This is a genomic window from Gorillibacterium terrae (assembly GCF_051594785.1).
In the GTDB taxonomy this organism is placed as follows: Bacteria; Bacillota; Bacilli; order Paenibacillales; family NBRC-103111; genus Gorillibacterium.
This window is the reverse complement of sequence record NZ_JBPPGI010000005.1, coordinates 208,558-219,643: the sequence shown is the minus strand read 5'-3', so window position 1 is coordinate 219,643 and position 11,086 is coordinate 208,558. Positions and strand designations below refer to the sequence as shown.

Sequence of the window (11,086 nt, the reverse complement as noted above, 5' to 3'; positions counted from 1 at the left end):
GGCTATTTTGTTTGTAAGTATATCACAAAATATGGCTATCGAAAGAAAATAATTCCCTACGAACAACGGCAACCGCTTAAAAAGTTTATTGGTTCCATGAATCTTTTTATATACAAAGTTTAACGGAGCGATTTTTAAGTTGAACCTTATAGTACGATTCCAGACTAATCTCCTCCTCGCTCCTTATCTGCTCCTCTGATTAAAATACATATGACCCATAAGAGGGTTACTTTTATGCAAAGTGTCCTACTAATGGGTTACATTTCACCCATTCTGTGCGGGTGCTTAATCTCCAAATCTTCATTTCCAGAGCTATTCATTATCTAACGCTCATGAGTTCCTTCTGAAGTTTTGGTAACTCTTCGGAATGATAAGTTAGCTTTTCTACAATGTATTTAGGACGGGCTTTAACCTCCTTGTAAATTTTTCCAATATATTCTCCTATCAGCCCTAAAGCAACCAATTGAATTCCTCCGATAAACCAAATGGAAAGCATAAGAGAAGACCAACCCGTTGTTGTATTTCCCATGATCTTACTAAATATAGTATAAAGCCCAATCAAAACACTGAACGCGAACAACACGAAACCTACACTAGTAATTAATCGAATAGGAGTAACACTGAATGAAGTAATACCATCGAAGGCAAACGCGAGCATTTTTTTTAGGGGATACTTTGACTCACCAGCAAACCGCTCATGTCGGTCATAATACACATTAGTCGACTTGAATCCTATAAGGGGAACAAGGCCTCTTAAAAAAAGGTTAACTTCTTTATATTCATTTAGATGCTCGAGAGTCCGCTTGCTCATAAGTCGATAATCCGCATGGTTGTATACCACATTAACACCCATTACATTCATAAGCCGATAGAAACCTTGAGCAGTTGAGCGTTTAAAGAAAGTATCCGTTGTTCTACTCCTTCGCACCCCATAAACAATATCAAAGCCCTCATCATATTTATCAATGAATTCCTCGATAATACTCAGGTCATCTTGAAGATCGGCATCAACGGATATCACACAATCTGAGTAATTTCTTGCTTCATTCAAGCCTGCTAACAAAGCGTTTTGATGGCCCACATTACGGGAAAGCTTCAACCCTCGTACCAACGGATTTTGTTGGGCAGCTTCCTCAATGATCTCCCAAGTTCGATCCCGACTCCCATCATTTACGAAAAGCAACTTACTTTTTGGGGATATCTTTCCTTTCTTTATTAACTTGTTTGTAACCAAAGTTAGTTGGTTTATGCTTTCAGGCAAAACTTCTTCTTCATTATAGCAAGGTATCACTAATGATAAGACTGGACTTGAATTTTCATTCAATGTAGGTTCTCTCCTTCAAAAGATCATTGACACTTCCATAAGATCATGTAGAACATTCCTAGGAGTTTTAGAATTTACGAGAATATGAATGCTACTTTCATTCAGAGAGATTATTTCTCGAATTCTTATCAGCCTACTAATGCAGTTCCATCCATCTTAGGCCAATTCCTAAAACCCTACCATCTTCTCCTCTTCCTACTTCTTTTGGCGATTTTGCATTCCTAATGACAAATTGCATGTGGATCAAATTTTGTCTTCCTACGATTTCATGAGGAATCGCGAGTTGATATTCGCCGTTTTCCTCATTTTGTAGAATCCACTTGTCAATTACTTTGTCATTGGCTAGAATCGTCACCTCTTGGTTATTATCTGGAACAAAGAATGTAGCATTCAGTATTAGTGATAGGTCATTTTCTGGAGAGTGATCTAGAACAAAAAATAAGTCCCCAGTTTCTTTCGACCACACGCCCCAATTTTCTATATTATTCCAATTTTTTCCTAAATAAAATGTGCCTTGTTCCTTCCTTACAGAATCTTGGGAAAAAAAGACCCTGGTGCCCAACTTGTAATCAAGGCCGCGGTAGCCTGACCAATTCATTAATTTGTGGTCCAAATAATAAAGCTTATAGGATTGGGTAATATTGGGTTTTGCCGAGAAATAGAGCAATACAACTCCCCATATTCCAATTGTAATGGAAAGAGTATAGAGAATCACCCTTTTTAACCTCATTTTTCATACTCCTAACCTAAGTCATGATACTATCTCCAAAAAACCATAGAAACGTTAACAAACTATTGATAACTACTAACGCAGCAAGCCACACATATTTATAATCGTTTGTCTTTGAAAGGACCTCACTGTAAGCAACTATCAGAAACAGAGAACCAACGAAATATCGTGGAATGGATTGAAGACTAGACATTAAGGGGATGAAAAAGCATGTAAATGAAAACAAGCCTTCGGCATAATTTTTCTTTCTGAATAATAGAAAAGATCCAATAATCCCCGCCATGGCCCAACAAGCCAAGTAGAGCGATCTCCGGTCGCCTGTAAACCCATGATAAAGAGTAAGGAAAGGGTTGTTAACACCATTCCCCCGTCCCCAAGCATATTGAATATGTTGAAATGCTAAGGGATCTCCGATTCGAAAGTATAAGAACGTCATGTAGCTGAATAATCCAACAGGAACCAAAAATAGACCCATTACTTTTTTTTCATCATTAAAAAGACTGCCGCATCTTTCTTTCCACTTCTGTTTATTGTCTCCTTTCATCCACATTATAATAATGAATGAAAGAGCAACTAAAACCCCTGTGGGTCGAGTTGCAGATAAGAGAGCACCCGTTATTCCCGCAAACAGCCATTTCTCTTTATGCAGAAAATAAAAGGTCATAATCGTTAATAAAATAAATAAAGATTCCGTATACAAATTTGAAAAGTAAATCGAATAAGGACCATAACTTAATAGAAAAATAGTTATAACAGCAGTGGAGCGGTTTCTTGTTTCAAACACATATATCCAAATAAAAAATAGAGCTACACAAAAGAAAATGTTCGATAGGACAATTCCCCAAATATCAACCGACCAAAAGGAACTTTTTGAGGCTAACTTAACCAAGAGTGGGTACAAGGGGAAAAAAGCCCAGTTTGCCGCATCACCCTTTTCGTGCCCACTTGGGACAAGCATATACCCCTCATTGATGATGCTCTGATACCAGCCCGAATCCCACTTGTTAAAAAGCTCGACAATAGGGGTATTCGTTGCCATTAGATGCGACCAAACCTTTGCAGAAATAAAAAGCAGGATTCTGGATGATAAGAAAATACTAAGGATGAATAACTTGTCCTTCTTTTTTGAGTTCCATCTTACAACCTCCATCTAATTGACACCACTCATCCTAGTTTGAGTTGTTAGATATGAATTCAGAAACGGCTTCTCTCCAATTTCTCAATTCACGAAATCCATTTGTTCGAATGGCTAGAGAAGACAGAACGGAATATGACGGCCTTGGTGCAGGTCGGGGAAATTCATCAGTAGTGCAAGGTTCCAACCTGACGGAAATTCCTGCCTCATCAAAAATCGCGCGCGCAAACTCATACCAGGAACACTCCCCCTGGTTTGTCGCATGATAAATACCGAATCGTTCTGTCTGGATTAGGTCAGCCAAAAAACAACATAAGTCATTTGTATAAGTTGGTGATCCGACTTGATCGTTTACCACTTTTAAAACATCTCGTTCTCTTCCTAGCTTCAGCATGGTTTTAACGAAATTTTGACCGTTTTGTCCATATACCCAAGAAGTCCTGACTACATAGGATCGTTTACATAAGGACATGGTCAAGACTTCTCCAGCCCTCTTCGATTTTCCGTATATCGATTTAGGGTCCGTATTGTCGTATTCATGATAGGGTTTGGTAGCTATTCCATCAAAAACATAATCTGTGCTGATGTAACAAAGTCTTGACCCTACTTTTTCTGCAGCGACTGCTACATTACGCGTACCGACAGCGTTCACAAGATAAGCCGCTTCAACATCCTCTTCCGCCTGATCAACCGCTGTATAAGCAGCCGTATGAAGGATAACTTCAGGTTTATGTTCCGTTATGACTTTATCACAGATCTCCTGGTTTGTAATATTCAGCTCCATACGATCGGTTCCCAGTACATCATGTCCCGACTTTTCCAAAATAGCAACTAAATCCGAACCGAGTTGACCGTTTGCCCCTGTTACAAGAATTCTCACTGAAATGCCTCTCCTCTTTAGGAATTGCGTGGTGCATTCCCTTGATCCCGATATTCTCCGTTCAAGATCCGATCATACCAATTCTTGTTTTCCACGTACCACTGAATGGTGCACTCGATCCCTTTATCAAATGGATACGAAGGACTCCAACCTAACTCCGTTTTCACCTTCGTTGCATCAATCGCATATCTGCGATCATGACCAAGCCGATCTGTGACATAGCGAATTAGTGATGAAGGTTTATTCAGTTCAGATAAAATTCGATGAACAATATCAATGTTCGTTTTTTCGTTATTTCCCCCGATATTATACACTTCTCCAATCTCCCCTTTATGTAACACCAGATCGATAGCCGCACAGTGATCTTCCACATACAACCAATCTCGGATATTCAATCCGTCTCCGTAAACAGGAAGTTCTTTGTCTTGCAATGCATGGGTGATCATTAACGGAATGAGCTTTTCTGGGAATTGAAAGGGACCGTAATTATTTGAACATCTGGTAATGCAAACCGGCAGTTTATAAGTTCCGTAATAAGCTCTGACAAGCAAATCAGCGGCAGCCTTGCTGGCTGAGTAAGGGCTATTTGGAGCAAGAGGTGTCTCCTCAGTAAACAATCCCGTTTGCCCTAAAGTTCCATATACCTCATCCGTTGATATTTGTATATACTTTTCTATTCGATTGGTTTTTGCTGCTTCCAGAAGGACTTGCGTTCCCAGAACGTTTGTCTTTACAAAAATATCGGGGTTTTCGATACTACGATCGACATGGGATTCAGCTGCAAAATTAATGATCGCATCAATACCATCGTTCATCAATGCATTTACTAATTGTCTATCTGTTATGTCTCCCTTGACAAAGCGGTGTCTGGGATTATCCAAAGCCTCTTTCAAGTTATCCAGGTTCCCTGCATAAGAAAGCACATCCAAATTTACGATGTGATAGTCCGGATATTTCCTAAGGATATAGTGAACAAAATTGCTTCCAATAAAACCAGCTCCACCAGTTACTAAAAGTTTCATAATTGCCTCCAGTTAAATAAATTTTGCATCAATCTATGTAGGCTTCCATTCTGAAAAGACATTAAAGACGCCCTCTCATCTATCTTAATTTATACTAAATGGATATCATCTTCCAATAGATAGTCCCCTGTCTGAATCTCAACGATGACTAAGTTGATCTTCCCTGGATTTCGCAGTTCGTGCTCCTCACCTATAGATATCATAGCAGATTCATTGGGAGGAATGATGGAACTTTTGCCTTCCTTTATTAATAGAGCTGTTCCGTTCAAGACAATCCAATGTTCACTGCGATGATAATGACGTTGGTTAGCTATCTTCTCTCCAGGTTTCACGATTATTAGTCGAATACGATAGCCTGATTGCTCTGCCAAAGTGGTGTAATTTCCCCAAGGGCGATATCGGGTCATTTGGTTATGACTAAGAGAGGACTGCTTCCGATTCAACTGATCGACGATCTCTTTAACCTTCTGGGATGATCCCATTTTAGAAACAAGAAGAGCATCTGGTGTATCTACGACGATCAAATCTTCAACATCAATCGTAGCAATGGTCCTCGAATTGCCCAAAATGAGGTTCTTCGATGAGTTTAACCCAATGTGGCTCCTATTCGTATTATTCATGTTGTCGTCTTTAGCGAGTTCTTTATATAAAGATTCAAAGCTGCCTACATCCGACCAGCCCATATCTTCGGCAGAGACCATCTTTACAATTTGACTTTTTTCCATCACTTCATAATCTACACTGCCACTCGGGATGCGGTACATCGCGTCTGGATTTATCCGTTTAAATAAATCTCCTTCCGCCTGTTCATACGCTTCCTTCGATGCTTGGAAAATAGAAGGGGCGTATTTCTGGAGTTCATCCAAGAAAACAGAAGCACGGAAGACAAACATCCCGCTGTTCCAGTAATATTTTCCTTCTTCTATATATCGTTTCGCTGTTCCATAATCGGGTTTTTCACGGAAAGATTGAACAATCGTTCCTGTCGCTTCAATATATCCGTATCCTATCTCCGGATAAGTCGGCTTGATCCCAAATGTAACTAGGTTTCCTTCTTCTGCCAATAGGACAGCACGTGATACCGCCTTTTCGTAGTTCTCTTGATGCTGTATGGAATGATCGGATGGAGTGACGAGTACTAGCTCCTCCGGGTCTACAGAGAAGCATGCCAAAGCGATCGCAGGAGCCGTATTTCTTCCCAATGGCTCTAAAATAAAGCGGTGAGAGACATGCTTGAGTTCCGCTAATTGATCTAAAGCAAGGAAATACTGATTTTCATTTGAAACGATCACACTCCCGCTACATAAAGATCGATTGCGAAGTACCGTTTGCTGAAAAAAGGAAACGTCCGATATGATCTTAGCAAACTGTTTGGGATATTGGGAGCGCGATACGGGCCACAGGCGGCTTCCGTTGCCTCCGCAAAGAACCACATTGATCATAGTTAGTCCTCCTCCTTAGAGAAGTCTGACCTAATCATCGCCTCTGCTTGACTAATGGAGAAGTTGTTCAAAATGTATCTTGCGGAGTTTTGCGATACTTGCATCCAACGTTTCGAATTATTCACCGTCTCATGGATTTTATCTGCAAAAGAATCCGGATCATCCGCTACCTCCACAATCGCGTCAATTCCATCCAACCCTTCTGCTCCAATATTGGTTGTTACAAGGGGAACTGCATGAGCCATTGCTTCTACCACTTTCCCCTTCACTCCCGCACCAAACCGAAGTGGCACCACTACACACAGAGCATGGTTATAAGCTTCACGCAGTTTCTCATCGCTAACGAATCCGCGCACGCGAATAGTATGACTGTTCATCTCTAACACTTCACTTGGAGGGTTCGATCCGATGATCGTTAAGGAGATTCCCGGAATTTTATGTTGAATCCTTGGAAATACCTTCCTGACAAACCATATAATTCCGTCCACATTGGGCTTGTGCCCAAAACCACCAACAAAGAGCAAGCCTTCTCTATCATTTAGGACTGTTGATTGGACAATTTCATGGGGCTCATAAAGATATAATGGAATGTTCCGAATAACCTTTGAGGGGAACTCCTCCTCAAGCACTTGTTTTTCGTAGGAGCCGACTACATAAACAATATCAGCCTTTTGGAACAACCCAAACTCGATTTTCTTCCAACGTTCTGAAGATTTCAACAGCTCATCTTTTTTGTCAATTTCATAATTCCTCAATTCACGCAAATAGTGGAGGTCATGCCCAAAATAGATAATCTTAGCCTGCGAATATTTCCGGAATAGGTCGATGTACTTGACGGATATATGGGGTCGATTTAAATAAACGTAATCGATATAGTTTCCGTTTTGCCTCATCCATGTTTCCAAATGTGCAGCATACCAATTTCCGTACAATACTTCAATTCCTAACTGCTGCAAGACACTCGTATAAGGCTCATGTCTGAAGAAGTTGTCGCCAATAAAGATGACATGATAGCCAAGAGAAACGAATAGTCGTAAATATTGAAAGACGCTTCTTCCTCCCGCATCTTTATCAAAATGGGGTACATAGTGATCAACAACCACAATGGTTTTTTTTCGTCTGCTGCGATCCCTCGCCCAGAAAACATGTTCGGCATTTGGAAAATGGCCGTACTCTAGCTCCGATTTCCACTTTTCGCGAAACTTTTCCAAGTTCTTTAGTTGATAGCTTTTGATCCCACTCCCCGTATCGGTTCCATGAGAAATGCCTTCGAAGTGAACAACCGCAGATTGCGGCTGATAAACCACTTTGTACTGATGCTTGCGCACTTCAAAGGCCAGATCAGAGTCCTCATAATAGGCCGGTACATAACGCTCATCGAAGCCGCCAATCTCTTCCCATAATGAACGCCTAATCATGATTGCGGCTCCAGAAATATAGTCAACTTCCTTGACATAGTTGTACTCAGGGTCTTCTGGATCACTTAATCGACCATAATTCCACCCGCTAGCATCCTTCCAAATGATTCCCCCTGCTTCCTGAAGCCGTCCATCTGCGAAAATAAGCTTCGATCCCGCCATCCCAACGGAAGGGTCTTCTTCAAAAAGCTTCACCAATGAATCGCACCATCCGGGTTGCACATTTGTGTCATTATTCAAAAAGTAAATGTATTCCCCGATTGCTTCTTGAGCAGCATGGTTGCAATTAAGCAGAAACCCCCTATTGACATCATCCCGAACAATCTTGATATTCTTCACCAGTTGGGAGATCTCTATGGTTTTGTCCGTTGAACGATCATCTGCAACAATGACTTCATAAGCAATATTATCCGTATGGAGCAAAATTGATTTTAGACAACGGTAAGTGAAATCAAATTGATTGTAAACCGGAATGACAATGGATACCTTTGGGTTATCAAAAACCGGCATGGTCAGGGTTTCATACTCTTCACTCTGCTCTACCAGCCTGAGCTCGGAACTCCCTTCATTTTGATGGCGATCTAAATACGAATCTACACGATGAAGGACATGCTCCGGTTTGTCGCTTTTCATATAGGTCTTGAATTTCTTCACATTTCCTTTGGTTAGCTTTCCTCTAAACTTACGCGGATTTTTCATAAAGGAGAAAGCAAGCTTTGCAAACAACGTCCTCTTTTTTTGTGGCGGAAACACAGAATCCCTAAGGCGATAGTAACCCGAAAGCAATTTCCAGCCCGAAGATCGATAAATATTTTGAAGAATTCGTTCTTGCTTAAGCAAAAGCTGAATATGTGCTTCTTGGTTTATTAATTGAATCTGGAGAGTTTGAAGCCGCTCAATCTCCCCTTGGCATTGTTCAAGAACTATTTGAAGCTGATCATAGTCCTTCCGGAGCTTTTCATGCTCGTCCGATTCTCTTTGGAACTCCTTTTGACGAACCTCCACCAAATAGGTCTGCTCCATAAGGGCTGAATGGGTACGTTTCAGATCGGCCTGCAAGAGCTCGATTTCGCTATCAAGCTTAGACAAGTGTTGGTTTCTTTCTTCCACTTCGGCTTGAAGTTGGATCACTCTAGAAACCGTTGAATGATAACGGATTCCGTTATCCATCAGGTATCCTGGCACAGAAGGTAATGGATGTGAGGAACATATGCCTATTATGTAAGTTCCATAAGATAGTATCTCAGGATGGTCCTCGTTAACAGATAGCTGGCGAGTCTCCGTATTGGCGATAAGAGTGCTTACCTCAGATTTTTGATAATAAAAGTGAACATAAGGAAAGAATTCTTCGAGAAAGTCTTTGAACTCACTCTCATAGAACTCTTTTACATGGTAGGGATTATGATAATTGGCTTCATCTGAATATCTCCTTTTATCAGGTGTTGATAAGATCAATATCCCCTCAGGCTTCAGTATTCGCATTACTTCCTCTAAGAAGCGATGTTGATTCCCTTCATCAACATGTTCAATGGTTTCAAAAGAAACAACAAGATCGCAGCTAGCATCAGGTAAGGGAAGATCCATTGCTGACCCTTGTTTAAAATGCAAAGTCGGGCGCACATACTTCTTTTGTGCTAAGCTAATTGCCTCGCTATCGATATCTACTCCATAGACCATGGTTGCGTTTTCCGATAATAGATAGGAACCATACCCTTCACCACTTGCACAATCCAGGACCGTTTTCCCCTCCGCTAAAGGTTTAACAAATTGATAGCGAGAAATATGTTCAGCTTCTAATAGCCTATCCGTTTGATTAGGAATGAAGCGTTCACCTGTAAATTTCATGACTGCCCTCCATTCATAAAATGAAATTCCACATTCTTTAGTGAAAGGAATCCTTCAAGAGGGCTTCTTTTGTTGTCAAGTATGGTAAATACGAGCGCATCATGAATCCAGCAATGCTGAATATGTTCTAATTGCGTTCCAGAAGCTACCGCCGGTGAAAGGGTGTATTGCCCTTGGTTCAATAATGGGAGCGGGAAAGCGAACCGAAACTGATACAAACGACCAGGAACAAAGGGGGGAACATGTTGATCGAGCGCATATGTGTTTGTCTGAGCAATGATCGTCCCAAGTCGGTCTTTAATGGTAAAGCCAATAATAGGTTCTTCTATGGATTCTCTGCATTCAATTTCTAGCCCCATCCTCATTTCATGTCCGGGACTATAAACCGATGTTTTTGAATTCAAGTGATCGAACAAGGAAATCCTCTTAATGTTTACCTTCCCGTCTCCGAGGATATCAAGATTATGAGCGATGGGATCAAGCACTGTCGCTTTCTCTCCATGGGTTTGAACCATACCCGCAGTTATGTTTGGGATGCTTTTGGTCAAAGAAGAGTCGATCATATGTGCTTGAAAAATTTTCACGACCTCGTTAGGATCTCCTTCGGCTTGAATCGATCCTTCATCAATCCAAATTGCACGGTCGCAATAATTTGTAACCGCGACCAGATCGTGAGAGACGAACAATACCGTTTTACTTCGCTTGAATTCTTCTATTTTCCGGTAGCACTTTTGCTGAAAACGAATATCTCCAACGCTCAGCGCTTCGTCCACTATCAGAATGTCGGGATCTACGCTGATCGCAACAGCAAAAGCTAAACGAACAAACATACCACTAGAATAGATCTTAACCGGTTGATGAATGAAATCTCCTATATCAGCAAAAGCTAGAATTTCGTCCAGTTTCTCCGAAATTTGATCTCGGGTTAAGCCATTAAGCGTGCCGTTCAAATATATATTTTCTAGACCCGTTAGCTCAGGATTAAAACCTGCACCTAGTTCCAGAAGAGCAGACACTTTCCCATCAACGGAAATAACACCTTTTGTAGGATTTAAAATGCCAGTAATCATTTTGAGCATAGTTGACTTCCCGGAACCATTTTTCCCAATGATGGCAAGACATTCATTTCGATTCACTTTAAAGGAAACGTCGCGAATGGCATAGAATTCCCTATGATAGGACTTTTTTAAAGGATTTAATACTTCCTTTAGACGATCAGACGGGCGCTCATATAATTTATAAGCTTTTGTTACTGATTGGACAGTAATGATCGATGCTGTATTCATAGGT

General features: G+C 40.9%; 8 protein-coding genes. All 8 read right to left on the bottom strand.

Annotated elements, in window-relative coordinates; translation table 11 throughout:
• Positions 1–319: 319 nt before the first annotated feature.
• Positions 320–1,324: a glycosyltransferase family 2 protein gene (locus ACSEXS_RS17905; protein ID WP_438434609.1), complete on the bottom strand. Its 1,005-nt coding sequence runs from the start codon at positions 1,322–1,324 to the stop codon at positions 320–322.
• Between the two features lie 136 nt (positions 1,325–1,460).
• Positions 1,461–2,054, bottom strand: coding sequence for a hypothetical protein (locus ACSEXS_RS17900; RefSeq protein WP_438434608.1), 594 nt, complete (start codon positions 2,052–2,054; stop codon positions 1,461–1,463).
• Positions 2,055–2,070: 16 nt separating this feature from the next.
• On the bottom strand, positions 2,071–3,204 hold the full coding sequence (locus ACSEXS_RS17895) for a putative hexosyltransferase (protein ID WP_438434607.1): 1,134 nt from the start codon (positions 3,202–3,204) through the stop codon (positions 2,071–2,073).
• A 19-nt stretch (positions 3,205–3,223) separates the two neighbouring features.
• Complete coding sequence (gene rfbD / locus ACSEXS_RS17890) at positions 3,224–4,069, bottom strand: dTDP-4-dehydrorhamnose reductase (RefSeq protein WP_438434606.1); 846 nt, start codon at positions 4,067–4,069, stop codon at positions 3,224–3,226.
• A gap of 17 nt (positions 4,070–4,086) precedes the next feature.
• Positions 4,087–5,091, bottom strand: a complete 1,005-nt coding sequence (rfbB, locus tag ACSEXS_RS17885; RefSeq protein WP_438434605.1) for a dTDP-glucose 4,6-dehydratase — start codon at positions 5,089–5,091, stop codon at positions 4,087–4,089.
• Positions 5,092–5,180: 89 nt separating this feature from the next.
• Positions 5,181–6,533: a mannose-1-phosphate guanylyltransferase/mannose-6-phosphate isomerase gene (locus ACSEXS_RS17880; protein ID WP_438434604.1), complete on the bottom strand. Its 1,353-nt coding sequence runs from the start codon at positions 6,531–6,533 to the stop codon at positions 5,181–5,183.
• A 2-nt stretch (positions 6,534–6,535) separates the two neighbouring features.
• The gene (locus ACSEXS_RS17875) at positions 6,536–9,796 is read right to left on the bottom strand and encodes a glycosyltransferase (protein ID WP_438434603.1); all 3,261 of its coding nucleotides are present in this window, start codon (positions 9,794–9,796) and stop codon (positions 6,536–6,538) included.
• Positions 9,793–11,082 (bottom strand): ABC transporter ATP-binding protein, encoded by a 1,290-nt coding sequence (locus tag ACSEXS_RS17870; protein WP_438434602.1) that lies wholly within the window; start codon positions 11,080–11,082, stop codon positions 9,793–9,795. The genes ACSEXS_RS17875 and ACSEXS_RS17870 overlap by 4 nt, the downstream gene beginning before the upstream one ends.
• Between the last annotated feature and the right edge of the window lie 4 nt (positions 11,083–11,086).

Excerpts from the sequence above, each read along its gene's own strand:
- ACSEXS_RS17900 (WP_438434608.1), bottom strand. The coding sequence starts at position 2,054 with ATGAGGTTAAAAAGGGTGATTCTCTATACTCTTTCCATTACAATTGGA.
- ACSEXS_RS17895 (WP_438434607.1), bottom strand. The coding sequence starts at position 3,204 with ATGGAGGTTGTAAGATGGAACTCAAAAAAGAAGGACAAGTTATTCATC.
- rfbB (WP_438434605.1), bottom strand. The coding sequence starts at position 5,091 with ATGAAACTTTTAGTAACTGGTGGAGCTGGTTTTATTGGAAGCAATTTT.
- ACSEXS_RS17880 (WP_438434604.1), bottom strand. The coding sequence starts at position 6,533 with ATGATCAATGTGGTTCTTTGCGGAGGCAACGGAAGCCGCCTGTGGCCC.
- ACSEXS_RS17875 (WP_438434603.1), bottom strand. The coding sequence starts at position 9,796 with ATGAAATTTACAGGTGAACGCTTCATTCCTAATCAAACGGATAGGCTA.
- ACSEXS_RS17870 (WP_438434602.1), bottom strand. The coding sequence starts at position 11,082 with ATGAATACAGCATCGATCATTACTGTCCAATCAGTAACAAAAGCTTAT.